The organism is Microbacterium sp. NPDC055502, from assembly GCF_053643635.1.
This window is the reverse complement of the sequence record NZ_JBSHKJ010000001.1, coordinates 1,923,911-1,950,096: the sequence shown is the minus strand read 5'-3', so window position 1 is coordinate 1,950,096 and position 26,186 is coordinate 1,923,911. Positions and strand designations below refer to the sequence as shown.

Here is a 26,186-nt window from a genome sequence, read left to right as displayed (position 1 = left end):
CGGCCATTTCCACCACACACGGGGAGCCGGTTCGTGTTCGACTCTGTCACCATCACCGCACTCACGAGTGCGCTCGATGGGCTCTCGCTGCGCCAGCGGGCCATCGCCGACAACATCGCCAACATCAACACCCCCGACTACCACGCCAAGCGCGTGCGGTTCGAGGAGGCCCTCGCGGACTCGATCGCCCGCGGCGACGGACGCGTGTCGGCGACGGTCGGCACCTCGCTGGAGCCGACCAGGCTCAACGGGAACAACGTCAACCTCGACACCGAGACCCTCTCCAGCATCGACACCATGCTGCGCTACCAGTTCGCGACGCAGGCCGTGAACGGCTCGTTCTCCTCCATGCGCACCGCGATGAGGACCTCATGACCTTCGACGCGATCGGCATCGCCGGCACCGGGCTGACCGTGCACCGCAAGTGGCTCGACGCCATCAGCGACAACATCTCCAACATCAACACGGTGCGCTCGACCGACGGCGCCGCGTTCCGTGCGCGCTACGTGCTCGCGCAGACCAGCGCCCAGTCGCCGGGCGTCTACGTCGCCGGCACCGTGCAGGGCAGCGCCGAGGGCCGCCTCGTGCACCAGCCCGACCACCCCCTCGCCGACGCGAACGGCTACGTGCGCTACCCCGACATCGACCTCGGCGACCAGATGAGCCAGCTCATCCTCGCGCAGCGCGGCTACCAGGCCAGCGCGGCGATCGTCGACCGAGCCCGCACGACCTACGAGTCGGCCCTGCAGATCGGACGCAACGCATGAGCGCGGTCTCCGGAATCGAGGCCGTCGCCTCGTCCCTCGGTCTCACCACCTCCCCCGTCACCGGGGCGAAGACGACCGACGGCTCCGCCTTCGCGAACAGCGTCACGGGCGCGATCGACGAGCTGCGCTCGCTGCAGTCCGACTCCGACGCGCTCAAGGTCACCGCGGTCACGGGCGACCTCGACGACATCCACGCGGCCATGATCGCGTCGTCGCGCGCGGCCGTGACGCTCGAGCTCGTCGCCGCCGTGCGCAACAAGGGCGTCGACGCGTTCAACGAGATCATGCGGATGCAGGCCTGATGCCCCCGGCCGTCGCCGGTGCGTTCCGGCGCATCCGCCGTGTCATCGCGGGGTTCTCGCTCGCCCAGCGCACCATCGCCATCATCGGTGTCGCCGTGCTCGCCCTCGGCATCATCGCCCTGTCGAGCTGGCTCACCCGCCCCACCTACACCCCGCTGTTCTCCGGGCTGAGCGCGACCGACGCCAACGCCGTGGTCGAGCAGCTCCGCTCCGCGTCGGTGCCGTACGAGCTCGCCGACGGCGGCGCCACCGTCCTCGTGCCGGAGAAGGACGTGTACGACCAGCGCCTCGCCGCCGCATCCGCCGGACTGCCCAGCGCCAACAGCGCCGGCTACTCACTGCTCGACGACATGGGCGTCACCACCTCCGAGTTCCAGCAGTCGGTGACGTACAAGCGCGCCATCGAGGGCGAGCTCGCCGCCACGATCTCCGCGATCGACGGGGTCTCCGCCGCCTCCGTGCAGCTCGCGATCCCCGAGGAGAGCGTGTTCGTGTCGGAGACCGTCGACGCGACCGCCTCCGTGTTCGTGGAGACCGCGGGCAACAGCACCCTCGACCAGAAGCAGGTCGAGGCGATCGTGCACCTCACCTCCGCGGCGGTCAGCGGCATGAAGCCGGAGAACGTCGCCGTGGTCGACCAGACCGGGCGCACGCTGTCGGCCGTCGGCGTCGGCTCGACGGGCGGCCTCGACCAGCAGGCGGGCGACTACGAGGCGCGCGTCACGGCGAGCGTGCAGCAGATGCTCGACACGGTGGTCGGCCCCGGCAACGCGACCGTCACGGTGGTCGCCGAGATCGACCGGTCGGTGAACGAGCGCATCGAGGAGACCTACACCCCGGCCGAGGGCGCCCCGCCGTTGACCGAGGAGACCCGCAGCCAGACGCAGAACGGCGCGAGCTCGGAGGCCGGCGTGCTCGGCCCCGACAACATCGCCGTGCCCAGCGAGAACGGCGGCACGTCGTCGGCGACCGAGCAGAGCCGCACCAACGCGGTCAACAAGGCCACCGAGAGCACCTCGACCCCGGCCGGCACGCTGCTGCGGCAGTCGGTGTCGGTCGCCGTCGACGCCGGGGCGGGCGGCGACCTCAGCTCCGCACAGCTCAGCGACCTGGTGTCCACGGCCGCCGGCATCGACCGCGCCCGCGGTGACGACCTCACCGTCGAGCTGGTCGCGTTCAGCAAGACCGACGCCGAGTCCGCGCAGGCGGCGCTGCAGGCCGCGAAGGACGCCGAGAACGCGGAACGACAGGCCGCCCTGCTCAACACCGTCATCATCGCCGCGGCCATCGCGATCCCCCTGATCGCCGCGATCGCCGCGTTCATCATCCGCGCCCGCCGTCGGGCCGGACGCGTGGAGGAGTTCGACCAGCTGTTCGGCGACCGGCCGCCCGCCCTGTCGGCGCTGTCGGCCGACGCACCCACCGCCGTGCTGGAGGCCCCCACCACCCCGCTGGCGTTCCTGGAGCCGGCGCCCGACCTCGACCCGGAGCCCGAGCCCGACCCGGAGCCGGCCCAGGTCAGCCTCGAGCGCCGCCGCGCCGAGATCGGCGCCCTCACCCGGCAGGACCCGCAGCGCACGGCCGAGCTGCTGCGCACCCTCATCGACGATCGGTCGCACGCGTGACCGGGCTGACCGACCGGCAGACCGCCGCGGTCGTGCTCATGAACCTCGACCGCGCCCAGGCGGTGGAGGTGATGAAGCACCTGTCCGAGGCCGAGGCGGAGGCGGTGGCCGCGGAGATCATCGGGCTGCAGGACCTCGACGCCGCCACGACGGCGCAGGCACTCGGACAGTTCCACCGCATCGCCGCCGGGCACCTGCCGCCCGCACGCGGCGGACGCGACATCGCGGCCGGACTGCTGGAGGCGTCGTTCGGCGCCGAACGGGCGGCGGCCGTGCTGGGCCGCGTCGGCTCGACCTCGATGAGCGCCTCGTTCGAGTTCCTCGCCTCGGCCGACCCCGCGCAACTGGCCACCCTGCTGGACGGCGAGCTGCCGCAGACCGTCGCGCTCGTGCTCGCCCACCTCTCCGCGGATCAGGCCGCCGCGGTGCTCGCCGCGTTCCCCGACCCCGCCCGCACCGACGTCGCCCAGGCCATCGCGACCATGGGCACCGCGTCGCAGGAGGCCATCGCGATCGTCGCCGACGCCCTCAAGTCGCGCACCGGCAGCTTCGCGTCGCGCGACGCCCCGGAGGTGCTGGGCGGTGTCGAGCCGCTCGTGGAGATCATCGGCCGCTCCGGGGCGACGATCGAGAAGGCGCTGCTGGCGAGCATCGAAGACCGCGACAGCGCCCTCGCGGAGGACATCCGCTCGCGCATGTTCACGTTCGTCGACATCGTCAAGCTCGACGACCGGGACACGCAGCGCGTGCTGCGCGGCATGGACATCCGCTCGCTCGCGCTGGCCCTCAAGGGAGCCCCGCAGCCCATCGTCGACCTCATCCGCCGCAACGTCTCCGAGCGCAACAGGGAGAACCTCGACGAGGAGGCCCGCACGCTCGGCCCCGTCCGCATGTCGCAGGTCGAGGAGGCACGCGCCGAGATCGTCCGCACGATCCGAGCCCTGGAGGCGGCGGGCGACATCACGGTGCAGCGCGCCGACGAGGACGAATATGTCTACTGACGCCTTCGCCCCCGCGGCCTTCCCGCGGCTCGGCGGCCCCGACCACCGCGCCGAGCAGGAGCGTGCACGCCGTCGCGGCTACGCGGAGGGCCACGCGGAGGGCTACCGCGCGGGTGCCGCCCAGGCGGAGACCGAGGCCAGGGCGGCCGAGGAGCAGCGGGCGCAGCGTGAGGCCGCCAGGGCGCACGAGACCGCCGCCGCGGTGGCCGCCCTCCACGCGGCCACCGCATCGATCGCAGCGCGCGAGCAGGAGCTCGCCGCGGTCGCCCACGAGCAGGTGCTGCGTCATGCGATCGAGCTGGCCGAGCTGATCCTCGCCGCCGAGCTGAGCGAACCGGGGGCCTCCGCCGCCGCCGCACTGCGCCGCGTGCTCGCCGCCCCGGAGGCCGCGGCCGCCCGCACCGTCCGGGTGCACCCCGACGACCTGCGCGTGCTGGAGCGCGACCCCGAGACGGCCGGCCACGGCTTCACCCTCGTGGCCGACGCCACGCTCGACCGCGGAGACGCCGTCGCGGTGCCGGAGCACGGGGTGGTCGACGCCCGGGTCTCCGCCGCGCTCGACCGTGCCCGCCGCGCGCTCGACGGGAGCGCGACATGACGGCCTGGGGCGCGGTGCGCGACGCCGTACGACCCGAGCGCATCGGCGAGGTCACCCGAGTGCGCGGGCTCAGCGTGCACGTGCGCGGACTCGACGGCGCGGTGGGTGACGTCGTGACGCTCGACGGCATCGACGCGGAGGTCGCGGCCACGGGTGAGGACGGGCTGCGGTGCATGCCGCTCGCCCCGGTCGCCGGGCTCACCGTCGGCGCGCCCGTCCGCGGCAGCGGCGGTCCGGTGCGGGTGCCCACCGGACGAGCGCTCCTCGGGCGGATCCTCGACGGGCTCGGCCGCCCGATCGACGGCAAGGGCCCGCTCGGCGCCCCCACCGTGAGCCTCGACCACGCCACGCCCTCCCTCCTGGAGCGCGACCGCATCACCGCCCCGCTCCCCCTGGGCGTGCGCGCCCTGGACACGCTCGTGAGCGTCGGCCGCGGTCAGCGCGTCGGCCTGTTCGCGGGCTCCGGGGTGGGCAAGTCGTCGCTGCTGTCGATGATCGCGCGCGGCACGGAGGCCGAGGTCACCGTGATCGCGCTGGTCGGCGAGCGCGGACGCGAGGTGCGCGAGTTCATCGAGGACGACCTCGGACCTGCCGGCCTCGCCCGGTCGGTCGTGGTGGTGTCGACCTCGGACCAGCCGGCCATGGCCCGCATCCGGGCGGCGTTCACGGCCACGCGCATCGCCGAGGCGTTCCGCGACGACGGCGCCCACGCGATCCTCATGATGGACTCGCTCACGCGCGTGGCGATGGCCCAGCGCGAGATCGGGCTGTCGGCGGGCGAGCCCCCGGCCACGCGCGGCTACCCGCCGTCGACGTTCTCGATCCTCGCCGGGCTGCTGGAGCGCGCCGGCACCGACCGCACCGGGTCGATCACCGGCATCTACACCGTGCTCGTCGACGGCGACGACCACAACGAGCCGATCGCCGATGCCGTGCGCTCGATCCTCGACGGCCACGTCGTGCTCGACCGTGCCCTGGCGCTGTCCGGCCACCACCCCGCGATCGACGTGCTCGGCTCGGTGTCGCGCGTCGCGGGCAAGATCACCGGGGCCGAGCGCCGGGCGCACGCCGCGACGCTGCGGGCCGTGCTCGCCGCGCGCCGTCGCGCCACCGACCTGATCGACATCGGCGCGTATCACGCGGGAGCGGATCCGCGGATCGACGCCGCCATCGCGCACGAGCGGGAGATCTCCGCCTTCCTCACGCAGTCGCTCGACGAGACCTGCGACATCGAGGAGTCGTGGCGCCGGCTGGACGCCCTGGTCGGCGCCTTCGAGGGGGTCGCATGAGTCGTTCGTTCTCGCTGGCCGGTCTCCTGCGCGTGCGGGAGATCCAGGAGCGTGCCGCGGCGCAGCGGCTGTCGCGGGCCGTGATCGACGCGCAGCACACCGAGGCGCGCGACCGGGCCCTGCGCGCGCACCTGTCCGGCGCCGACACCGAGGCCGTCGACGTGCGCTCGCTCGCCGCGCTCGCCGCCGCCCGGGTGGCCGGCCGCGCGCTGCTCGCCGACCTGCGCACGCTGTCGGAACTGCAGCACGAGACCGTCGCCGAGGCGCGCGCGGAGCACGCGGACGCCCGCCGCACGCTGCGCGGCCTGGAGCGCCTGGCCGACGCCCACGCGGCCGAGCTCCGTGCCGCCGACCTGCACGCGGAGCAGGCGGAGCTCGACGAGATCGGCACGCGCACGCGGACGGAGGAGCCCCGGTGACCCCGATCGACCTCCTCGGCGCGCTCGGCGCGCGCGCACCCCGCCCCTCCGGCGGCCCGGCGGCCGCGCCGTCGGCGGGGGCCGCGGCGTTCGCCGACGCGGTGCGCGATGCCGAGCGCTCGGCCCAGCGCCGCAACGCCGCCGAGGATCGCGGTCGCAGCGCGACGGCATCCGCGGATGCCGCCGAGACCCCGGTTCCGTCCGCGGAGTCCGCCCCCGGGACGGCCGCCCCGACCGAGCCGCGCCCGGCGCCGGCCGACCCCGCCGGCGCCGGCGCCGGAGACCTCGACCCCGCCCCCGCCGCGGCGCCGCCCGCACCCCCCGCTGCGGCGACCCCCGCTGCCCCGGCCGACGGCACGCTCGCGGGTGGCACCGGCCCCGCGGCACCCGGGGTGCCCGAGGTCGCGACGCCCGCGGGTGACACCGCCTCCGGTGGGATGGCCCCGGGCGGCGACACGCCACGCGCACTCCGCGCCGACGCCGACGCCCTCCCCGTCCGCGCGGCGCCCGCACCCTCCGCGACCGCGGCGACAGCCCTCGCTCCGGCGACTGCTCCCGCGCCGCTCCCGGGTGCCGTCGGTTCCGCGCTCGGGGCGACCGCGGCGGACGGGGCGGACTCCCCGGTGGGGGCTACGACCGCCTCCCCCGCAGCCGCCTCCCCCGCAGCCGCCTCCCCCGCAGCCGCCTCCCCCGCAGCCGCTTCCCCCGCAGCTGCCTCCCCCGCAGCTGCCTCCCCCGCGCACGCGCCCGCCGCCGCGCCCTCCCCCGCGGCCGCAGCAGCCACCCCCGCGCCCGGCGCAGCTGCGACTCCCGTGCCCTCCACCACGTCGTCCGTCCCCGCGCCCGTCGCCGCGACGACCGAGACCGCACCGCCCCTGCGCCTCGTGCCGGGCGACACCGGCTCCGCCCCCGACGCCGCCACCGACTCCGCGACGACCCCCGCATCCGCACCCGCCACCGCCGCGACCGCGAGCCCCGCCGCCGGTCCGTCCCCCGCGTCGGAGGGCGCAGCCCCCGTGGCCGCGGTCGCCCCGAGCAGCCCCGCCTCCGCCGCCGCTCCACCCGCCGCCGCGCCCGCCGCCGCGGCACGGACCCCGCTCCTGCCGCAGCTGTCGGCGCCCGTGGTCTCGCTCGCCCGCGCGTCCGACGGCGACCACCGGATCACGCTCACGGTGTCGCCCGAGAACCTGGGACCGGTGACCGTGCGCGCCCACATCTCCGGCGCCGCGATCCGCATCGAGCTACAGGCGCCCGGTGAGCTCGGCCGCGAGGCGCTGCGGGCGATCCTCGCCGACCTCCGCCGCGACCTCGCCGTCGCCGCGCCCCAGGCCACCCTGAGTCTCGCCTCGTCGTCGGACGGCCCCGGCTCGTCCACCCCGCAGGGCCCCTCCGCCGGAGGCCAGGGCACCACCGGAGGCCAGGGCGCCGCCGGGGGCCAGGGCACCGACCGGCAGCCCGCGGCCGCGCGGCCCCTGCCGTCGACCTCGCCCGCACCACCGACGCCCGTCCCGACCGCCCCGCCGCACGGCGGCATCGACGTCTACGCCTGATCAGAGAGGACCCCATGACCACGGTCGACTCCATCCCCGGCACGATCCCCCCGGGCAGCACACCCGCGTCCGGCGTGCAGACGGGCAGCACCACCCCCGCATCCGAGCGCAAGAAGACCCTCGACTCCGAGGTGTTCCTGAAGCTGCTCGTGACACAGCTGACCAATCAGGACCCCAGCTCGCCCATGAACACCAACGAGATGATCTCGCAGACCACGCAGCTGGCCTCGATGGAGCAGCTCACCGCGCTGTCGACGACCACCACCGAGAACTTCGCGCTCAGCATGCGCCAGACCGCCGCCGCGCTGATCGGGCGCGAGGCGCAGTACGTCGACGCCGACGGCACCACCAAGAAGGGCATCGTCACCGCGGTGTCCTACAAGGGGGCGGTGCCGCTCGTCATGATCGGCGACGTCTCCATCCCCCTCGACGCCGTCTCCGGCGTCTCCCTCGCTCCCGGCTCCGCTGCCTGACCCCTCTCCCCAGAAAGGCATCACCATGCTCCGCTCGCTCTTCTCCGGAATCTCCGGCCTCCGCTCGCACCAGACCATGCTCGACGTGACGGGCAACAACATCGCCAACGTCAACACGACCGGCTTCAAGGCGTCGTCCGTGCAGTTCCAGGACTCGCTGTCGCAGCTGCTGCGCAACTCGATGCTGCCGCAGCAGGCCCAGGGCGGTCAGAACCCCGCCCAGGTGGGCCTCGGCGTGCAGGTCGCCGGCATCAGCACCAACTTCGCCGGCGGCGCCCCGCAGCCGACCGGTGTGCCCACCGACCTGATGATCTCGGGCGACGGCTTCTTCGTGGTGCGGTCGGGCGGCGAGACCCTGTACACCCGCAACGGCGGCTTCACGTTCGACGCGACCGGTCGCCTGGTCGGCGCGGGCGGCGCGCTCGTGCAGGGCTGGACGGCGCAGAACGGCGCGATCGTTCCCGGCCAGGGCATCGGCGACATCACCCTCCCGGTCGGAGCGCTGAGCCCCGCCGCGGCCACCACGACCGCCCGCGCCACCGGGAACCTGCCCTCGGGCGCCGCCGTGGGTGAGACCCTCGTCCGCGACATCAAGACCTACGACGCCGACGGCGCCGCCACCACGCTGCGCCTCACGTTCACCCGCACCGCGACCGGGTGGGACGTGGCCGACGGCGCCGGTGCCACGACCTCGCTCACCTTCACCGACGGGAAGCAGAACGGCGCGGGCAGCATCGTGTCGGGCGGCATCACGGTCGACCTGTCCGCCGTGACCGGCTTCGCCGACGTGAGCGACCTCGCCCTCAAGGAGCAGAACGGCAAGCCGGCCGGCACGCTCGCCTCCTACGCGCTGACCAACGACGGCAGCCTGGTCGGCACGTTCAGCAACGGCGACACCCAGGTGCTCGCCCGCATCGCGCTCGCCGGCTTCGTCAACCCCGGCGGACTCGAGAAGGTCGGCTCCTCGCAGTTCCGCCCGAGCGGCAACTCGGGTCAGCCCGAGCTCGGTCAGGCCGGGACCGCGGGCCTGGGCGGCATCATCAGCGGCGCGCTGGAGATGTCGAACGTCGACCTGTCGCAGGAGTTCACGAACCTCATCGTGGCCCAGCGCGGCTTCCAGGCGAACGCACGCATCATCACCACGAGCGACGAGGTGCTGCAGGAGCTGACCAACCTCAAGCGCTGATCCCGCGGGGTCGCACGGGAGGGTCCACCGCGCGTCGGGGGCCCTCCCGTCTCGTACGGCTTTGTGGAGCGGGCGGAGCGTCAGGCCGGGCGGAGCGCGTCGGCGGCGGCGCGGAGCACCTCGTCGTTCACCGCGAAGTACGCCCACCGCCCGCGCTGCTCACGCGTGACCAGTCCCGCCTCGGCGAGCAGCTTCATGTGGTGCGACACGGTCGCCTGCGACAGTCCGACGGGCTCGGTGAGGTCGCAGATGCACGCCTCCCCCTCCGGGCTGCCCGCGATGAGCGACAGCAGCAGGACCCGGGTCGGATCGCCCATCGCCTTGAACACGCGCGCCGCCCGCTCGGCGTCGTGCGGCGTGAGCGCGGAGGTCACCCGCGGCACGCCGCACGCGGTCTGGTCGATCACGGTGGGGAGACTCACCTGTCCAGTCTCTCACGTATTGACATTCTTCGATAGATCCGTGATGCTCCTCGTATTGATATTCATCGATACGAGGAGCATCGCATGTCCGCACTACCCGTCGTCGTCATCGGAGCCGGCCCGCAGGGCCTCGCCGCCGCCGCCCACCTGACCGAGCGCGGTCTCGACGCGATCGTCGTGGAGCGCGGCGACGCCGCCGGGGCCGCCGTGGCGGAATGGGGGCACGTGCGCCTGTTCTCCGCGTGGCCCGAGCTGACCGACGCGGCGGCGCGCCGCCTGCTCGAACCCACCGGCTGGGTCGCGCCGAGCCGCGGGTACCCCACCGGCGCCGAATGGGTCGAGGGCTACCTCGCGCCCCTCGCCGCGAGCCTGGGCGAGCGGGTGCGCTACGAGACCACCGTCACCGGGATCGCCCGACAGGGACGAGACCGGGTCGTGGACAGCGGCCGGGCGGCGCAGCCGTTCGTCGTCCACACGCGAGACCGCCAGGGCGTGGAAGGCCGCATCGTCGCCCGAGCGGTCATCGACGCGAGCGGCACCTGGGGCCTTCCCAACCCCGCGGGCGCCGACGGTTTCCCCGCCCTGGGCGAGACCGCAGCCGCCGACCGGGTCTCGTACCGGATCCCCGACGACGTGTCCGCGTTCGCCGGGCGGCACGTCGTGGTCGTGGGGGCCGGGCACTCTGCGACGCACACCGCGCTCCGCCTCGCCGACCTGGCCCGCCGCGAACCGGGCACCCGCGTCACCTGGCTCCTGCGGCGCGGCAGCACAGGGCACACCTTCGGCGGAGGTGACGCCGACGACCTCGCCGAGCGCGCCGCCCTCGGCCGCCGCGCGCGCGAGGTGGTCGACGCCGGGACGGTCGAGCTCGTCACCGGGTTCCGCGTCGCCGAGCTCGCCTCCCGCGGCGACACGCTCTCGGTGCACGCGGAGGACGGCCGCGAGATCGCCGGAGTCGCCCAGGTGTTCGCGCTCACCGGGTTCCGGCCCGACACGAGCTTCCTGCGCGAGGTGCGCATCGCCCTCGACCCCACCCTCGACGCCGTCGCCGGCATCGCCGCCGACATCGACCCCAACATCCACTCGTGCGGCTCCGTGCCCGCCACCGGTGCGCGACAGCTCGCCCAGCCCGAACAGGACCTGTTCGTCGTCGGCGCCAAGTCGTACGGCCGGGCGCCGACGTTCCTCGCACTGACCGGCTTCGAACAGGTCCGGAGCGTGGTCGCGCACCTCGCGGGCGACCACGAGGCCGCCGCGCGCGATGAGCTCGCGCTCCCCGCCACCGGGGTGTGCGGCGGTGCGGGCGGGTTCGACGCCGAGGCCGGAGGCGGCTGCTGCGGCGCGCCGACCGTGCTCCAGCTCGGCTCGCGCCCGGTCAGCGTGGGCTGACGCGGGGCGTTACTGGGTCACCCCCGCATTGCCCGCTGGATCCGACGATCCAGGTCGTCGAGCTCGGCCAGGAGCTCGGCGGCCACCCAGACGCGGTCTCGCTTGCGGCCGGTGATCTCCTGGATGAACCCCGCCTGCTCGAGCTGGGTGATGGCCTTGTACGTCTGCGTCTCGGAGGCACCCGCGCGCTGCTCGATCTCGCCGGCCGCCATGACCGGGTGATCATAGAACGCCGCGATCAGAACCGCGACGGCGGATCCCGCACGAGGGCGCAGCTCCGCCTCCCACTCCGCGGGAAGTGCGGTCATCCGCGCGATGGACTCCCGCGAGCAGACGGCCGCGGCACGGGCTGACCGCGCGAAGAGCACGATGAGCGGAGTGGGATCGCCCTTCCGGTAGGTCCCGAGGGCTTCGAAATAGGCGTCCCGTCGCGCCAGGAGTCCGCTGGCCAGGGGCACGACGGCGTAGCGGGTGACGCCCCGTCGACGGAACACCGCCGAGACCAGAGCACGACCGATCCGGCCGTTGCCGTCCGTGAAAGCGTGGATGGACTCGAACTGCGCGTGCCCGATCGCCGCCTGCACCATCACCGGGATGTCGTCGCGATTGAGGAAGCGGATGAGATCCTCCATCAACGCGGGGACCCGCTCGGGCGCGGGCGGTACATACAGCGCGTCACGCGGCGAGTGATCGCTCCCCCCGATCCAGTTCTGCATGTCGCGGAGCCGCCCGGCGAAGCTCGCTTCGAGCGGGTCGTCCTCCATCAGCGCCGTATGCGCGGTGAGGAGGTCGTCAAGGGAGAACGCCCCGCGTTCACCGACGACCTCCACCAGGGTGTGCAACGCGGTGCTCGCCGCGACCATGCTCGTGGCGGACGTGTTCGAGCGGTTGCCGACGAGCGCCTTGGCGTAGTCCGTCGCGCTTGCCGTGATCCGTTCGATCTTCGACGATGCAACCGACTCGGTACGGATCATGAATCGACTCATCGCCGCCGAGTGCCCCTCGGCGTCGGCATCGGCGAGGACCACAGCCAGCAGAGCGGCCTCGGATTCGACCGCCGTCGAAGTGGCCGTGCGGAATTCGAGCTCAGCGATCAGCGGCGGGATGGACGCCTCGACCGAGGTCAGCATCCGATCCGCTCGGGTGCCGCCGCGAACCTGCTGGCGCCACGTCAACGTCTCGCTGCCGTGCGGCGGCCACGCGGTGGGGGCGGAGGCAGATTCGCTCATAACCCTCATTATCGCACTCGTTACTGAGGTTTAGCATCCATAAACCTCAGTAACGCGGCCGCTGCTCCGCCTTCGTATCCGAGTGGCAGGCGGGCTGCGCAGAGGGCCCGCCACCGGGTGGATCGCCGCGCCTCCGCGGGGTCAGACGTAGACGCCGCGGTCCTCCATGAAGCGGACGGGGTTCGTGTACCCGCCGTTGATGTACACCTCGAAGTGCAGGTGGCAGCCGAACGAACGGCCGGTGTCTCCGGCGTACGCGATGACCTGGCCCGCGTTGACCCACTGGCCGCGGCGCACGATGATGCCGCCGTTCTTGATGTGCGCGTAGCCCGTGCTCACGCCGCCGCCGTGCTGGATGCGCACGTAGTTGCCGTAGTTGCCGTTCGATCCGGCGTAGTCCACGGTGCCGGAGTTCGCGGCGTAGATCGCGGCACCGCAGCCGTTCGCCAGGTCGGCGCCGTAGTGGAAGCTCGACGAGCAGCCCCGAGGGCCGCAGATCGACGTGCGGGGTCCGTAGCTGGAGCTGCGGGCCCCGCCGTGCGGCCGCACCCAGCCGCCCGAACCGGCCGAGCCTCCCCCGCCGCCGTTGCCGCCGCCCGCCGCGGCCGCCGCCGCGGCCTCACGCTCCCGTCGGGCTTTCTCCTCGGCCTCGCGCGCCGCGACACCCGCCTGGTACTGCGCGACCGTGGTGGCCGTGGTGTCCTTGAGGGCCGCGAGCTGCGCCTGCATGGTCGCCAGGTTCGCCGACTGCTCGTCGAGCGCGGCCTGCGCGGCCTCCGCGGCCTGCTGTGCCGCCTCCATCTTCTGCTCGGCGACCTGCTGCAGCCGGTCGCGCTCATCGCGGGCGACCGCGGCCTGGTCGCTCAGCGACTGGGCGGCGTTGCGCGCCGCGACGGCGTTGTCGTACACCGACTGGTTGTACTGCAGGAACTTGTCCATCGTCCCGAGCCGCGACAGCAGCTGGTCGGCGCTCGCACCGGAGCCGGCGAAGAACAGCTGCAGCGACGTGTCGTCTCCGCCGCTGCGGTACAGCTGCGCCGCGATCTGTCCGGCCTTCTTCGCGGAGGACTCGGCGAGCGCGGACTGCTCATCGGCCTCCGCCTGGAGGTTGTCCGCCTCGGTGATCGCCGCGAAGTAGGCCTGCTGGGCGGCGTAGAACTCGTCCGACGCGACCTGCGCCGCCGCCTGCGTCTCCGCGACCTTGCGGGTGAGCGACTGGATCAGCCCCTCGATGCGCGAGACCTCGGCCGCTTTGGCCGCCTCGTTGTTCTTGGCCCGCTGCACGTCGTCCCAGCTCGGATAGGTCGCGGCGTACGCGGCCGACACCCCGGTGCCCACGCCGAACGCGGCGAGCGCGACCACGCCGAGCGCCCCGAGCCCGAAGGCGCCGCGGCGGCTGACGTTCACCCGCCACAGCGACTCGCGCTCGGCGGGGGTCGGGGCGCACCCGCAGTCCTCCGCCGCCGTCTCGGCCGCCGTCTGCGGGGTTCGCTGCTTCACGGGGTGCGTCTCCTTCTCTTCCTGGCCGCCTCCGGCGCCGCGCGCACGTCGATGCGCTCTCGGTCGGGTCCGGTCCCGTCCATGCTGACCCCGGTCGACGCGCCCGGCCGCCTGCGACACGGCGCACGCGCCAGGTCGGGGCGTCGTCGGCGCGTCGCGCCCCCCGCGCCCTAACGCGTCGCGCCGCACGGCCGACAGTCCCTCCCGACAGCCCAGGACGGGCCGTCTGTTCTCCGTCTCCGGACGGAGAACAGCCTTCCAGGATGGAGCCCATGATCGTCCTCACGCGCCTGAACCGCACCCGGTTCGCGGTGAACCCCGACCTGATCGAACGTGTGCAGGCCACGCCCGACACGACACTGATCATGGTCGACGGCGCGACCTTCGTCGTCACGGAGACGATGGACGACGTGATCGCCCGCATCACGCGCTTCCGCGCGGGAGTGCTCGCCACCGCCGCCGCCCTCGTCGCCACGGACACCGTCGACACGGACACCGTCGACACGGCCACCGCCGGGGCGGAGGCCTGATGGATCCGTCGCTCATCCTCGGTCTGGTCCTCGCGTTCGGGGCCCTGATCGCCATGATCAACCTCGAGGGCGCGACCATCGGCTCGCTGCTCCTGCCCGCCCCGATGGTGCTCGTGTTCGGCGCGACCATCGCCGTGGGTCTCGCCAGCGGCACGCTGCGCGACGCCCTGCACGCGGTGAAGTCGCTCCCCCGGGCGTTCCGCGGCGAGCGCCGCACCGCGCAGAGCATGATCGACACGGTCGTCGGCTACGCCGAGAAGGCCAGGTCGGAGGGGCTGCTCGCCCTGGAGCAGGGCCTCGACGAGGAGAAGGACCCGTTCCTCCGGCAGGCACTGCAGAGCATCGCCGACGGCACGGACGCGGAAGACCTGCGGGTGCTGCTGGAGGACGAGCTGACCTCGACCGCCGCCCGCAACCGCACGGCCTCGCGCTTCTACATGACGCTGGGCGGCTTCGCCCCCACGGTCGGCATCATCGGCACGGTCGTGTCGCTGACGCACGTGCTGGAGAAGCTCGACAAGCCCGACACGCTCGGCCCGATGATCGCGGCCGCGTTCGTCGCGACGCTGTGGGGCCTGCTGTCGGCCAACTTCATCTGGCTCCCGATCGGCGGACGCCTGCAGCGCCTGGGCGAGCTGGAGCTGGAGCGCATGACCGTGCTGATGGAGGGCATGCTGGCGATCCAGGCGGGCGCCGCACCGCAGCTGGTGCGGGAGCGCCTCGGCGCGCTGGTGTCCGACCGGTCCGGCGGACGCTCGCGCCGCACCGAGCAGCCCGCACCCGCGGAGGACGCCGAGGACCTGTTCTCATGAGCGTGCGCGCACGCCGCCGCGTGACCGAGTCCGAGCACAGCGGACCGGACGAGCGCTGGATGGCGTCGTACCTCGACATGGTCACGGTGCTGATGTGCATGTTCATCGTGCTGTTCGCGATGTCGACCGTCGACCAGGAGAAGTTCGAGGCGCTGAGCGCGTCGCTCGCCACCGGCTTCGGGCAGGAGCCCTCCGAGGACATCGACGCGGTCACCGGTGTCGTGGTGCCGCCCGAGCTGGTGGACGAGAAGGGCCAGGACTTCGCCGACACCGAGGCCGCGGCGGCGCAGCAGGAGTTCGACGAGCTGTCGGCGCTGCGCGACCGGCTGCGGCAGGTGCTCGCCGAGCGCGGCCTCGAAGCCGACGTGACCTTCACGATCGACGAGCGCGGCCTCACGATCGGCCTGGTGAGCGCCGAGACGTTCTTCACCACCAATAGCACCGCGCTGAGCCCCGCCGCCACGCAGGTGCTCGACGCGCTGGGATCGGTGCTGGTCACGACGCCCAACGAGATCTCGGTCGAGGGCCACGCGGACGCCCGGGGCTCCGTCGCGCCGTTCCCGACGAACTGGGAGCTGTCGGCCGGGCGCTCGACCCAGGTGCTGCGCTACCTGGTGGAGTCGGCCGGCCTGCCGCCCGCGCACCTGAAGTCGGTGGGCTTCGGCGACACCCGTCCCGTGGTCGCCGGCAGCACCCCGGAGCAGCTGGCCGAGAACCGCCGCGTCGACATCGTGGTCCTCTCCGATGCGAGCGAGGAGGTGCGAGCGCTGCTCCCCGCCGCGGGCGCGGCGCAGACCTCCCCCTGACCCCTCCCTAACGCACGCCCTCCGCCGCCCGATAGTCGGGTACGTGGTGAGGGATGACGGTGCGCGCTCCGCGGTGCGCGCACGCACGGCGACAGCGACCGCCGAGGTCGAGGTGTACGACTTCGGCCGTGCGGCGACGCTGTCGCGCGAGCACGCGCGCACGCTCGAGCTCGCGTTCGAGACGTTCGCCAGGCAGTGGTCGGCGCAGCTGTCCGGCCGGATCCACGTGCGCGCGACCATCGCGGTCGAGCACGTCGGGATGCTCACCTACGGCGAGTACGCGCAGTCGCTGCCGACCACCACGACCATGATCGTGTGCGCCCTGCCCGACTCCGACGAGCGGATGATCCTGCAGGTGCCGACCTCCACCGCCACCTCATGGATCGTGCAGATGGTGGGAGGGCGCTCGACCGCGACGGTCGACGACCGCACCTTCACGCCGATCGAGCAGGCGCTGCTGCGCTCCCTCGTGACGGAGGCCACGGAGCACCTCGCGGCCGCGCTCGACGGCCTGCTGCCCACCGGGGTCACCGTCGCCGGGATCCAGTACAGCTCGCAGTTCGCGCAGGTCGCGGCCGCCGGGGAGCCGGTGATCGTGGCGCGACTGTCGATGCGGCATGGCGGGCGCACGGTGCCGGCGAGCATCATGCTGCCCGCGTCCGTGCTGTCCGGGTTCGCCGTGCGCGAGGCCCTCACCGACCGTGCGGAGACCCCGGGCCTCGTGCGCCGCCAGGTCGAGGCCGCGCCCGTCGAGGTCGCACTGCGCCTCGCCCCCCGCTCGGTCCTGCCGCGCGAGGTGCTCGACCTCGCGGTCGGCGACCTCCTCGCCCTCCCCCACTCCGCCGACCGGCCGCTGCTGCTCACGGTCGGCGATCAGACCGTCGCGACGGCCGCGGTCGGCAGCTCCGGCGCGCGCCTCGCGTGCGTCGTCACCACCACCGTCCCCGCATCCGCCCCCGCCGCTCAGGAGTCCGCGTGACCAGCACCACCGCTTACGAATCCGCCGTCGCCGCCGCTTTCGCCGCCCGGCTCCCCACGGCAGCGCCCGTCACCGCACGGGCGTCGCAGGCCTCCGGCGACACCGGCGACGCGGTCGTCGTGCAGTTCGTCGGCGAAGCCGGAGCCCAGCTCGCCGTGCAGCTGCTCGACCCCGACGCGCTGATCGACGGCCTGGCGGGACGGCCCGTCGCCGACCGGCTGCTCGACGCGCTGGAGGCGGCCGTGACCGCCCTGGGCCCCGGCGTGCTGGGCGAGGCCGCCACGGGCGATGCGTCGGCGCTGTTCGCCGACCCGCACGCGCAGCTGTTCGACCTGGTCGACGAGGGCGAGCGCACGATCGGCCGGCTCGCCGTGCGCATCACCCACCGCCCGGCACGACCCGCCGGCGGCGACGGCCGCCTGCACCGCATCGCCGGTGTGGAGATGGAGCTGACGGTCGAGATCGGCCGCACCCGCATGGCCGTGCGTGACGTGCTCGACCTGGAGCCCGGCCGCATCGTGGAGCTGGACCGTTCGGCCGGCGCCCCTGCGGACGTGAAGCTGAACGGCCGCACGATCGCCCACGGCGAGGTCGTGGTGGTCGACCAGGACTACGCGGTGCGGATCACGCGCATCCTCGAGAACGTCGAGGCCTGACCCTGGACGACCTGCTGCTCGCCCTGCGGGTCGGGCTCTCCCTGGCGGCGGTGCTCGGCCTGCTGTGGTTCCTGCAGCGCCGGGTCGCGAAGACCCAGTCGCGCAAGCGCGACGCCGAGCCGATCACGGTGCTGGGGCGTCAGGGCCTCGGGGCGAAGGCGCAGCTCGTGGTGGTGCAGACCGAGGACGCCCGCTACGTGCTGGGTGTCACGGAGCACGGCGTGAGCGTGGTCGACCGCCTTCCGCTGCGCCCGGAGCCCGCGGCCCCGCCCACCGGGCCGGCACCGCGCGACGCCGCCGCCGACGCCGCGGAGTTCGAGCGCATCCTCGCCGCAGCCGCGCTCACCGGCACCCCCGCGACCCCCGCGACCCCCGCGACCTCCGGCACGCCCGCGACCCCCGCACTCACCGGCACCCCCGCACGCCCCGCGACCCCGGGCGACGGCACCGAGCTGCGCCGTCGCGTGCGGCACCGCAACGACCCCCTGCGCGGCTCCATCCTCTCCCCCGACACCTGGCGGCAGACCGCCGAGGCCCTCCGGCGCGCACGATGACCGCAGCCCGGGCCGTCGAGCCTCGTCGCGCGCCGTGGCGGCTGCTCGCCGTCGCGGCCGCGGTGCTGCTCGTGGTCGCGGTGCTCGTGCTGTGCAGCGGCGGTCCCGCGCACGCCGAGGTGCTGCCCGACGACCAGGGCGAGGGCGTCTCGATCGACATCAACGGCGTCGACGGCAGCCCGTCCGGCTCCATCCTCACGCTGCTCGGCATCACGCTGCTGTCGGTCGCTCCGGCGCTGCTGCTGATGATGTCGTCGTTCACGAAGATCTTCGTGGTGCTGGCGATGACCCGCAACGCGCTGTCGCTGCCGACGATCCCGCCGAACCAGGTGCTGGCGGGCCTGTCGCTGTTCCTGTCGCTGTTCATCATGTGGCCCGTGCTCACCGAGATCAACACGCTCGCGGTGCAGCCCTACATCGACGGCGCCCTCACGTTCACGCAGGCGGTCGACATCGGCCAGGGCCCGCTGCGCGAGTGGATGCTGCACTACACGCGCGAGGAGGACCTCGCGCTCATGACCCGCATGGCCGGTCAGGACAACCCCGACGACGCGGCGAGCGTGCCGATGTACACGCTGATCCCCGCGTTCATGATCTCGGAGCTGCGGGCCGCGTTCATCATCGGCTTCGTGATCTTCGTGCCGTTCCTGGTGATCGACCTGGTCGTGGCGGCCGCGCTGATGTCGATGGGCATGATGATGCTCCCGCCGGTCATGATCTCGCTGCCGTTCAAGATCCTGCTGTTCATCCTCGTGGACGGCTGGGGGCTCATCATCAAGGCCCTCCTGGAGAGCTACGGAGGTGTGGGATGAGCCCGGAGGCCGTGCTCGACATCGGCGCGCAGGGGCTGCTCATCGCGGCCAAGCTCGCCGCGCCCATGCTGGTGACCGCGCTCGTGGTGGGCTTCGCGATCTCGCTGCTGCAGTCCATCACCCAGGTGCAGGAGGTGACGCTGTCGTTCGTGCCGAAGATCGTCGCGGTGGGCATCGCCCTGCTGATCGCCGGCAACTGGATGATCGCGGAGATCATCGCCTTCACGAACGAGATGTTCGCCCGGATCCCGGCACTGCTGAGCGGGTGAGCGCGTGTACATCCCGATCGACTTCGCGTGGCTGGAGGCCACGATGCTCGCGGCCGTGCGCATCACGGCGTTCATCATGATCGCCCCGCCGTTCTCCTACGGCGCGATCCCGGTGCGCGTGAAGGCCATGCTGTCGATCGGGCTGTCCCTCGCGGTGGGCGCGGCCGTCGCCCCCGGCTACGAGCCGCTGGACACCGGCGCGTTCCTCGGCGCGCTCGTGCTCCAGGTGCTCACCGGCGCGCTGCTGGGTTTCCTGGTGATGATGTGCTTCGCGGCGCTGCAGGCCGCCGGCAGCCTGATCGACGTGTTCGGCGGGTTCCAGCTCGCCCAGGCGTTCGACCCGGCGGCGATGGTCAACGGCGCCCAGTTCACCCGCCTGTTCCACCTGACGGCGCTGACGCTGCTGTTCGCCTCCGGCGGCTACCAGCTGGTCCTCGCCGGGCTCGCGCGCAGCTTCGACGCGGTGCCCGTCGACGGCATCTTCGCGGTCGCCGGGCCCGTCGAGCTGCTCGTGGACGGGGTGTCGCAGATGGTGCTCGCGGCCGTGCAGATCGCGGGCCCGCTCGTGCTCGTGCTGTTCCTGGCCGACGTGGGCCTCGGCCTGATCACCCGGGTCGCGCCCGCGCTGAACGCCTTCGCGATGGGCTTCCCGGTGAAGATCCTGCTGACCCTGCTGCTCGCCGGTGCCGTGTACGTGGCGTTCCCCGGCATCATCGACGCGCTCGCCTCCCAGGCCTTCCGGCTGATGCAGGGGGTGACGCCGTGAGCGACGCCGACAGCGGGGAGCGCAGCGAGAAGGCGACCGACAAGCACCTGCGCGAAGCCCGGCAGAAGGGCCGCCTCGCCCGCAGCCAGGACCTCACGGCGTGGCTCGGCATCGGCGCCGCGGCCGTCATGATGCCCGCCGCGATCGCTGCGGGCACCGCCGCGGGCACCGAGCAGCTCATCTCGCTCACCTCGCTGATGCGGGCGCCGTCGCCCGAGGCCGCGCTCGGCGCGCTGGGCCGCGGGCTCGCGTCGGTCCTGCCCACGCTCGGCGCGCTGCTGGCCGCCGTCGCGGTCGTCACCCTGCTCGGCGCGGTGGTGCAGGGCGGCGTGCACCTGCGCAAGCTCACCGGACGCTACGAGCAGTTCAACCTCGTCTCGGGCATGCGGCGGGTGTTCGGCCTGCAGGCGCTCTGGGAGGGCGCGAAGGCGCTGCTCAAGACGGCAGCGATCGCGCTCGCGCTGTGGTTCGTGATCGCCGGGCTCATGCCGGTGCTGACCGCGAGCGGCGCGCACTCGATCTCCCGTCTGCTGGGCACCGCGGCCGAGGGCACCGCCGCCCTCCTGCAGACCGCGATCGGCGTGGGCCTGGTCCTCGCCGCGATCGACCTGTTCGTGGTGATGCGCCGCAACCGCAAGCACACGCGCATGACCAAGAAGGAAGTGCGCGACGAGAACAAGAACTCCGAGGGCGACCCGCTGATCCGCCAGCAGCGCCGGTCGCGCCAGCTCGCCGTGAGCCGCAACCGGATGATCGCGGCGGTCGCGAACTCCGACGTCGTGGTAGTCAACCCCACCCACATCGCGATCGCACTGAGCTACGAGGCCGGCACCTCCGCGCCCCGCGTGGTCGCGAAGGGCGGCGGCGTGATCGCCGAGCGCATCCGCGAGAAGGCGCTCGAGGCCGGGGTGCCCCTCGTGCGCGACATCACCCTCGCGCGATCCCTGCACGCCGCGTGCGAGCTGGGCCACGAGATCCCCGAAGACCTGTACAACGCCGTGGCGCGCGTGCTCGTGTTCGTCGACGCCCTGCGGCGTCGCGGCGCCGCCCGCGGCATCCACTCGCTCCCCTACCGGAGGACCGCATGAAGAAGATGCTCACCACGCTGATGGTGCCGATCGGGGTGGTCGGCATCATCATGCTGCTCGTCGTCCCGGTGCCGCCGTTCCTGCTCGACGTGCTCATCATCCTCAACATCATGTTCGCGCTGGTGATCCTGCTCACGTCGATGTTCGTGAAGAAGCCGCTCGACTTCTCGGTGTTCCCCTCGCTGCTGCTGGTGGCGACGCTGTTCCGTCTCGGCCTGAACGTCGCGTCCACCCGGCTCGTGCTGGGCGAGGCGTACGCGGGGCAGGTCATCGAGGCGTTCGGGGCCATCGCGGTCGGCGGCTCGCTCATCATCGGCGCGGTCGTGTTCCTCATCCTCGTGGTCATCCAGTTCGTCGTCGTCACGAAGGGTGCCGAGCGCGTGGCCGAGGTCGGCGCCCGGTTCACGCTCGACGCGATGCCCGGCAAGCAGATGGCCATCGACGCCGATCTCAACGCGGGACTCATCACCGACACGGAGGCCAGGCAGCGCCGCGCCGAGGTGGCCGCGGAGGCCGACTTCTACGGCGCCATGGACGGTGCCTCGAAGTTCGTGAAGGGCGACGCGATCGCCGGGCTCGTCATCATCGTCATCAACATCGTCGGCGGCATCGCGATCGGGCTCGTGCAGCACGGCATGTCGATCGACCAGGCCATGAGCACGTACAGCCTCCTGACGATCGGCGACGGCCTGGTCACGCAGATCCCGGCCCTGCTCATGGCCGTGTCGACCGGCATGATCGTGACCCGTTCGACCGCCGAGACCGAGATGGGCACGGCCGCATCGGCCCAGCTCGGGCAGTCCCGCAACGCGCTGCTGATCGCCGGGTGCGCGGCCATCATCATGTCGCTCATCCCGCACATGCCGATGCTGCCGTTCGTCGCGATCGGGGCGCTGCTGCTCCTGGTCGCCCAGCGCATCACCGCCACCAGGAAGCGGGAGGCGGCCGAAGCCGCGAAGGCACCGGTGACGCCGCCTGCGGAGCAGCCGGAGGAGCTGATCGAGCGCATGCGCGTGCACCCGCTCGAGATCCTCCTCTCGCCCGACATCGTCGACCTGGTCACCGGCGGCCCGGACGACCTGCTCGCGCGCGTGAAGGCGCTGCGGCGGCGCATCGCGCTCGACCTCGGCCTGGTCACCCCGCCCGTCCGCACGCGCGACAGCATCGAGCTGCCGCAGGCCACGTACGTGATCCGCATCGCCGGGGTGGAGACCGGACGCGGCACCGCGCCGGGCGGATCGGTGCTCGCGCTCGGCTCGGGACTCGAGTCGCTGCCCGGCGCCGCAGCCCTCGACCCCGTGTTCGGGCTGGAGGGCAAGTGGATCCCGATGGAGATGCGGCACAGCGCCGAGTTCGCCGGAGCGACCGTGATCGACCGGGCCAGCGTGATCGTCACGCACCTGTCGAGCGTGATCCAGACGCACGCCGCGCGGCTGCTGTCGCGGGAGGACGTGCGCCAGCTCACCGACGCGCTCAAGCAGGTGTCGCCGTCGGCGGTGGAGGAGCTCACGCCCGCGCAGCTCTCGCTCGCCGAGGTCCAGCGCGTGCTGCAGGGGCTGCTCGCGGAGCGCGTGCCGATCAACGACCTCGGCCGCATCTACGAGGCGCTGGCCCTGCGCGCCAAGACCTCGACCGACCCGGAGGGGCTGATCGAAGCCGCCAGGGCCGCGCTCGGCCCGGCGATCGCCGCGCGCTTCGCGGAGAACGGCGTGCTGCGGGTGGTCATGATCAACCCGCTGCTGGAGCAGGCGATGCTGGAGAGCCTGCGGCCGGGCGACGACGGCACCCAGATCGTGTTCGAGCCGCAGCGCATGGAGGCCGTGATCGCCTCGGTCAAGCAGGCGGTCGCCGCGCAGGCGGACGGGCCGGAACCGGTGCTGGTGTGCGCGCCGTCGCTGCGGCCGGCCGTGCGACGGCTGGTGTCGGCGCAGACCGACGGCCTGCCCGTGCTGTCGTACAGCGAGGCCACCGCGGCGCCGCTGACGATCGAGACCATCGGCGTGGTGCGCGACGCCTCGACCGCGTCGCTGGGGCCCGCCCCCGTCGCACCAGTAGGCTGATCGAATGCTGGTGTTGACGAGGCGGATCGGTGAGAGCGTGCGCATCGACGGCGAGATCGAGGTCACGCTGCTCGACATCAAGGGCGACAGCGTGCGGATCGGCGTGAAGGCCCCGCGGGAGACGCGCATCCAGCGCACCGAGATCATCGAGGCCGTCGGCGCCGAGAACGTCTCCGCCGCCGCCGACACCGACGCCACCGCCGAGGGGGCCATCGCCGCCGCGCTCGCCCGCGGCCGCGAGCACCGCCGGTCCTAGCCGTTCACACCGGCGAGAGGTCGGCGGACACGGCGCGCTTCCACTGGTCGCCGCCGGCCGCACGTGCCCGGTCCGCGGCGGCGGCCGCCGCCGCCAGCAGCGCGTCGTAGTCGTAGCCGGCGACGCTCGAGGTGGCCCAGCCGATGCTGGCCGAGGAGCGGATGCCGCTCACCGGCGCATCCGTGTCGATGACCGAGATCCGGGACAGGATCGCGCGCAGGTGGAAGCGCACGGCCTCGTCGCTGCCGCGGATCAGCACGACGACCCGGTCGTCGCTCACCCGTTCCGCGTCGGCGGTCGTGGGCAGCGCCTCCTGGACGTCGGCGTGGAAGCGGTCGACGATCCGACGGAAGGCCCCGCTGCTCGACGCCTCGCGCAGGTCGGCGGGGTCGTCCAGCCGCACGTCCAGCACCGACCACGCCCCGTCGTTCTGCGCCTCGGCCTTGCGCAGGCGGGCCCTGGCACGGTCGGCCGCCCCGACGTCACCGCGCGCCGCGCTCTCCACCCGCACCAGCAGCACGAGGGTGAAGGCGGCGCAGGTGCTCACCACGATCGCGCCGACGGCGTTCATGCCCCGCAGGGCGCTCAACTGCGCCTCGGTGCTCACGCTCCCCGACACCAGTGCCGACGCCCCGCTGACCACGGAGACGACCGCGAAGCCGCACGCGGCGAGCGCGAGGGGCATCACGACGTCGCGCGCGGGAGGCTGCCCGCGCAGCAGCTCCCACGCGAGGAGCCCGGCGAACACGCCCATCGACAGGAAGACGAGGTGGAAGACCAGCAGGTACCAGGCCGTGCCCGCCGTGGACACCAGGGCGACCGGCACGCCGATCAGCGCCACGATCACCGGCAGCCAGGGGGCCGAGCGCCCGAAGTGGATCCGCACGCCGATCCAGACGAGGGGGATGAACACGACCGTCAGCGCCGACGAGGCGGCCCGCAGGACCGGGAGGCCGGTGTGATGCCCGGCCAGCCACAGGTACGCGCCCAGCATGCCGATCCCGAAGGCCACGCCCCACACGATCGTCGCCCTGGTCGGGCGCGCCAGGGTGGCGAGACCGATCACGATCGCGGTCAGCACGGTCACGACGGCGACCATGCTGGTGGTCACGTCGACGTTGACGGGCACGAGCGGTGTCATGCCGGATCCTTCCTCGGGGAACGGCGCGGGAAGCGCACGGTGACGGTGGTGCCGACGCCCACCTCGCTGTCGACGAGGATCTCCCCGTCGTGCGCGACGACGATGTCCCGCGCGATGCCCATGCCGAGCCCGGTGCCGGAGATCCCGCCCCGCACGGCGCTGTCGGTGCGGAAGTACGGCTCGAAGAGACGGGGCAGCTCGTCGGGGGCGATGCCCATGCCGGTGTCGACCACGCTCACCTCGGCCCTGGCATCGTCCGCGCCGACCCGCACCTGGATGCGGCCGCCGGACGGGGTGTACTTCACGGCGTTGCCGATCAGGTTGTCGAGCACCTGGCGCAGCCGGAACGCGTCGCCGGTGATGACCAGGCGGTCCGCGCCGTCGAGGCTCAGCTCCTGCCGGGCGGCGGTGATCAGCGGCGCGAAGGAGGCCGCGGACGCCTCCACCACCTCGCGCAGGTCCACCGGCTCGAACGGCTCCGGCGAGCTGCGGGTCTGCGCCTGCATGCTCGAGAGCAGGTCCTGCATCCGCTCCCCCGCGTTGGCGATCACCTCGACCTGCGCGGGCACGCGGCCCGGCAGGTCGTCGCGTTCGCGCAGCAGCTCCACGTGCCCGATGATCGCGGTGAGCGGGTTGCGCAGCTCGTGCGAGACGATCGCGGTGAGGGCCCTGCGCTCCTCCGCGGCCTCCAGGAGCGCGGTGACGTCGTCGATCACGACCAGCGCGATGTGCTCGCCCTCGCCGGCCCCGGCCATCGCCTGCGTGGTCACCTCCAGCGCCCGCCACTGTCCCGCGCCGTCGAACAGCCACACCCGTTCGGCGCGCAGCTCATCCCCCGCGGCCGCCCGCGCCAGGGTCGTGCGCGCGGGGCTCAGGGCGGTGCCGCGCCGCGCGTCGTACTCGACCGAGGCGGAGGGCAGGGCGGCCCCGTAGCGGTCGCGGCCGTACAGCGCGCGGTAGGCGTCGTTCATCTGCAGGATCCGCCCCTGGGCGGTGACCACGACCAGGGCGACACCGAGCGCGTCGATGATCTGCGTCACCCGCTGCTGGTTGGTCTCGGCCCGCTCCGCCGCCCTGTTCACCTGCTCGGAGCGCCGCTGCAGCAGCCGTCGCGCGGCACCCGACCGCTGCGAGCCGATCCGCACCGTGACCCCGAGGAAGCTGAGGGTCACCACGACCGTCAGCACCCGCAGCAGCACGTCGGCCGGCTCCCCCGACCGGTCGGCGAAGAACACCAGACAGCCACTGCTGAAGGCGACACCGGTGAACACCCACGGCATCGAGAAGTAGGTCGCCAGCCACACCACGGGGAACACCCACAGGAACCCGAGCCGCAGGTCGGGGGCGTTGGTGGTGAAGCCGACGGCCAGGATGTCCAGCAGCGGGAGCGCGGTCACGGCGGTGCGCGGAAGCCGGCGCCACGGCACGAGCAGGGCGACGAGCGTGGTGACCACCACGAGGACGATCCCGACCACGAACAGCGGGATCGTGAGCGTGTGCGGCTTGAAGCCCGCGACCATCACCACGATGGCGACGATGCTGCCCGCGAACACGAGTTGCCAACGCCAGATCGACACAGTGCGGATCATGAAGCCCCCGCCTCCTGGTCGATCCTCAGCTTTGTCGCAAGATTACTCAAAGATCGGGCCTACGCGCTCTTCAGGCGACATCGGCGTCCTACGATTCTGAGTGGGGGCCGACACTGCG

General features: G+C 73.1%; 29 protein-coding genes. 24 read left to right on the top strand and 5 right to left on the bottom strand.

Going from position 1 to position 26,186, the window contains the following annotated elements; genetic code table 11:
* Positions 1 to 33: 33 nt before the first annotated feature.
* Genes ACWH95_RS09560 through ACWH95_RS09510 form a run of 11 tightly spaced genes read left to right on the top strand, consistent with a single transcriptional unit; the run spans position 34 to position 9,210 of the window.
* The gene (locus ACWH95_RS09560; RefSeq protein ID WP_136031061.1) at positions 34 to 375 is read left to right on the top strand and encodes a flagellar basal body rod protein FlgB; all 342 of its coding nucleotides are present in this window, start codon (positions 34 to 36) and stop codon (positions 373 to 375) included.
* Complete coding sequence (locus ACWH95_RS09555) at positions 372 to 767, top strand: flagellar basal body rod protein FlgC (RefSeq protein ID WP_136031062.1); 396 nt, start codon at positions 372 to 374, stop codon at positions 765 to 767. Before ACWH95_RS09560 ends, ACWH95_RS09555 begins: the two co-directional genes overlap by 4 nt.
* Positions 764 to 1,069 (top strand): flagellar hook-basal body complex protein FliE, encoded by a 306-nt coding sequence (gene fliE / locus ACWH95_RS09550; RefSeq protein ID WP_247638447.1) that lies wholly within the window; start codon positions 764 to 766, stop codon positions 1,067 to 1,069. Before ACWH95_RS09555 ends, fliE begins: the two co-directional genes overlap by 4 nt.
* Positions 1,069 to 2,694, top strand: a complete 1,626-nt coding sequence (gene fliF / locus ACWH95_RS09545) for a flagellar basal-body MS-ring/collar protein FliF (RefSeq protein ID WP_454120584.1) — start codon at positions 1,069 to 1,071, stop codon at positions 2,692 to 2,694. The genes fliE and fliF overlap by 1 nt, the downstream gene beginning before the upstream one ends.
* The gene (gene fliG / locus ACWH95_RS09540; RefSeq protein ID WP_247638446.1) at positions 2,691 to 3,695 is read left to right on the top strand and encodes a flagellar motor switch protein FliG; all 1,005 of its coding nucleotides are present in this window, start codon (positions 2,691 to 2,693) and stop codon (positions 3,693 to 3,695) included. The genes fliF and fliG overlap by 4 nt, the downstream gene beginning before the upstream one ends.
* Complete coding sequence (locus tag ACWH95_RS09535; RefSeq protein WP_378803457.1) at positions 3,685 to 4,293, top strand: FliH/SctL family protein; 609 nt, start codon at positions 3,685 to 3,687, stop codon at positions 4,291 to 4,293. The genes fliG and ACWH95_RS09535 overlap by 11 nt, the downstream gene beginning before the upstream one ends.
* On the top strand, positions 4,290 to 5,582 hold the full coding sequence (locus tag ACWH95_RS09530) for a FliI/YscN family ATPase (RefSeq protein WP_454120583.1): 1,293 nt from the start codon (positions 4,290 to 4,292) through the stop codon (positions 5,580 to 5,582). Before ACWH95_RS09535 ends, ACWH95_RS09530 begins: the two co-directional genes overlap by 4 nt.
* On the top strand, positions 5,579 to 6,001 hold the full coding sequence (locus ACWH95_RS09525) for a hypothetical protein (protein WP_454120582.1): 423 nt from the start codon (positions 5,579 to 5,581) through the stop codon (positions 5,999 to 6,001). Before ACWH95_RS09530 ends, ACWH95_RS09525 begins: the two co-directional genes overlap by 4 nt.
* The gene (locus tag ACWH95_RS09520; RefSeq protein WP_454120581.1) at positions 5,998 to 7,551 is read left to right on the top strand and encodes a flagellar hook-length control protein FliK; all 1,554 of its coding nucleotides are present in this window, start codon (positions 5,998 to 6,000) and stop codon (positions 7,549 to 7,551) included. The genes ACWH95_RS09525 and ACWH95_RS09520 overlap by 4 nt, the downstream gene beginning before the upstream one ends.
* Before the next feature lie 14 nt (positions 7,552 to 7,565).
* A complete protein-coding gene (locus ACWH95_RS09515; RefSeq protein ID WP_136037090.1) occupies positions 7,566 to 8,024 on the top strand; it encodes a flagellar hook capping FlgD N-terminal domain-containing protein in 459 nt (152 codons plus the stop codon).
* Between the two features lie 25 nt (positions 8,025 to 8,049).
* Entirely contained in the window at positions 8,050 to 9,210 is a 1,161-nt protein-coding gene (locus tag ACWH95_RS09510; RefSeq protein WP_136034174.1) for a flagellar hook protein FlgE, read from the top strand.
* Positions 9,211 to 9,290: 80 nt separating this feature from the next.
* Here the strand turns inward: ACWH95_RS09510 and ACWH95_RS09505 are convergent, their stop codons facing one another.
* Positions 9,291 to 9,632, bottom strand: a complete 342-nt coding sequence (locus tag ACWH95_RS09505) for an ArsR/SmtB family transcription factor (RefSeq protein ID WP_454120580.1) — start codon at positions 9,630 to 9,632, stop codon at positions 9,291 to 9,293.
* Positions 9,633 to 9,716: 84 nt separating this feature from the next.
* Here ACWH95_RS09505 and ACWH95_RS09500 point away from each other — a divergent pair, with 84 nt between their 5' ends.
* The gene (locus tag ACWH95_RS09500) at positions 9,717 to 11,021 is read left to right on the top strand and encodes an FAD-dependent oxidoreductase (RefSeq protein WP_454120579.1); all 1,305 of its coding nucleotides are present in this window, start codon (positions 9,717 to 9,719) and stop codon (positions 11,019 to 11,021) included.
* Positions 11,022 to 11,038: 17 nt separating this feature from the next.
* Here ACWH95_RS09500 and ACWH95_RS09495 read toward each other — a convergent pair whose 3' ends face one another.
* Together ACWH95_RS09495 and ACWH95_RS09490 are read right to left on the bottom strand one after the other, a co-directional pair.
* On the bottom strand, positions 11,039 to 12,250 hold the full coding sequence (locus tag ACWH95_RS09495; RefSeq protein WP_454120578.1) for a Fic family protein: 1,212 nt from the start codon (positions 12,248 to 12,250) through the stop codon (positions 11,039 to 11,041).
* Positions 12,251 to 12,391: 141 nt separating this feature from the next.
* The gene (locus tag ACWH95_RS09490) at positions 12,392 to 13,750 is read right to left on the bottom strand and encodes a M23 family metallopeptidase (protein ID WP_378803452.1); all 1,359 of its coding nucleotides are present in this window, start codon (positions 13,748 to 13,750) and stop codon (positions 12,392 to 12,394) included.
* Between the two features lie 272 nt (positions 13,751 to 14,022).
* Here ACWH95_RS09490 and ACWH95_RS09485 point away from each other — a divergent pair, with 272 nt between their 5' ends.
* From ACWH95_RS09485 to csrA, 12 genes are read left to right on the top strand one after another with little or no spacing between them, the layout of a single operon-like run.
* Positions 14,023 to 14,280, top strand: coding sequence for a flagellar FlbD family protein (locus ACWH95_RS09485; protein WP_454120577.1), 258 nt, complete (start codon positions 14,023 to 14,025; stop codon positions 14,278 to 14,280).
* Entirely contained in the window at positions 14,280 to 15,092 is an 813-nt protein-coding gene (locus tag ACWH95_RS09480) for a motility protein A (RefSeq protein ID WP_136031174.1), read from the top strand. The genes ACWH95_RS09485 and ACWH95_RS09480 overlap by 1 nt, the downstream gene beginning before the upstream one ends.
* Positions 15,089 to 15,898, top strand: a complete 810-nt coding sequence (locus tag ACWH95_RS09475) for an OmpA/MotB family protein (RefSeq protein ID WP_136031172.1) — start codon at positions 15,089 to 15,091, stop codon at positions 15,896 to 15,898. The genes ACWH95_RS09480 and ACWH95_RS09475 overlap by 4 nt, the downstream gene beginning before the upstream one ends.
* 43 nt (positions 15,899 to 15,941) lie before the next feature.
* Positions 15,942 to 16,877 carry a flagellar motor switch protein FliM gene (locus ACWH95_RS09470; protein ID WP_205814364.1) on the top strand — a complete coding sequence of 312 codons (936 nt, stop codon included), beginning with the start codon at positions 15,942 to 15,944 and terminating at the stop codon, positions 16,875 to 16,877.
* Positions 16,874 to 17,533 carry a flagellar motor switch protein FliN gene (gene fliN, locus ACWH95_RS09465; RefSeq protein ID WP_136031168.1) on the top strand — a complete coding sequence of 220 codons (660 nt, stop codon included), beginning with the start codon at positions 16,874 to 16,876 and terminating at the stop codon, positions 17,531 to 17,533. Before ACWH95_RS09470 ends, fliN begins: the two co-directional genes overlap by 4 nt.
* A gap of 50 nt (positions 17,534 to 17,583) precedes the next feature.
* Positions 17,584 to 18,087, top strand: a complete 504-nt coding sequence (locus ACWH95_RS09460) for a flagellar biosynthetic protein FliO (protein ID WP_454120576.1) — start codon at positions 17,584 to 17,586, stop codon at positions 18,085 to 18,087.
* Positions 18,084 to 18,899: a flagellar type III secretion system pore protein FliP gene (gene fliP, locus ACWH95_RS09455; RefSeq protein ID WP_206251678.1), complete on the top strand. Its 816-nt coding sequence runs from the start codon at positions 18,084 to 18,086 to the stop codon at positions 18,897 to 18,899. Before ACWH95_RS09460 ends, fliP begins: the two co-directional genes overlap by 4 nt.
* Positions 18,896 to 19,168: a flagellar biosynthesis protein FliQ gene (gene fliQ / locus ACWH95_RS09450; RefSeq protein WP_136029649.1), complete on the top strand. Its 273-nt coding sequence runs from the start codon at positions 18,896 to 18,898 to the stop codon at positions 19,166 to 19,168. Before fliP ends, fliQ begins: the two co-directional genes overlap by 4 nt.
* Positions 19,169 to 19,172: 4 nt before the next feature.
* On the top strand, positions 19,173 to 19,934 hold the full coding sequence (locus ACWH95_RS09445; protein WP_454120575.1) for a flagellar biosynthetic protein FliR: 762 nt from the start codon (positions 19,173 to 19,175) through the stop codon (positions 19,932 to 19,934).
* Positions 19,931 to 21,022, top strand: a complete 1,092-nt coding sequence (locus ACWH95_RS09440; RefSeq protein ID WP_454120574.1) for an EscU/YscU/HrcU family type III secretion system export apparatus switch protein — start codon at positions 19,931 to 19,933, stop codon at positions 21,020 to 21,022. Before ACWH95_RS09445 ends, ACWH95_RS09440 begins: the two co-directional genes overlap by 4 nt.
* Entirely contained in the window at positions 21,019 to 23,082 is a 2,064-nt protein-coding gene (locus ACWH95_RS09435) for a flagellar biosynthesis protein FlhA (protein WP_454120573.1), read from the top strand. Before ACWH95_RS09440 ends, ACWH95_RS09435 begins: the two co-directional genes overlap by 4 nt.
* Before the next feature lie 4 nt (positions 23,083 to 23,086).
* On the top strand, positions 23,087 to 23,338 hold the full coding sequence (gene csrA / locus ACWH95_RS09430; protein WP_136029658.1) for a carbon storage regulator CsrA: 252 nt from the start codon (positions 23,087 to 23,089) through the stop codon (positions 23,336 to 23,338).
* A 4-nt stretch (positions 23,339 to 23,342) separates the two neighbouring features.
* On the opposite strand, the gene ACWH95_RS09425 is transcribed toward csrA, so the two are convergent.
* A complete protein-coding gene (locus ACWH95_RS09425) occupies positions 23,343 to 24,479 on the bottom strand; it encodes a hypothetical protein (protein WP_136029660.1) in 1,137 nt (378 codons plus the stop codon).
* Positions 24,476 to 26,068 (bottom strand): sensor histidine kinase, encoded by a 1,593-nt coding sequence (locus ACWH95_RS09420; protein ID WP_454120572.1) that lies wholly within the window; start codon positions 26,066 to 26,068, stop codon positions 24,476 to 24,478. The genes ACWH95_RS09425 and ACWH95_RS09420 overlap by 4 nt, the downstream gene beginning before the upstream one ends.
* Positions 26,069 to 26,186: the final 118 nt, after the last annotated feature.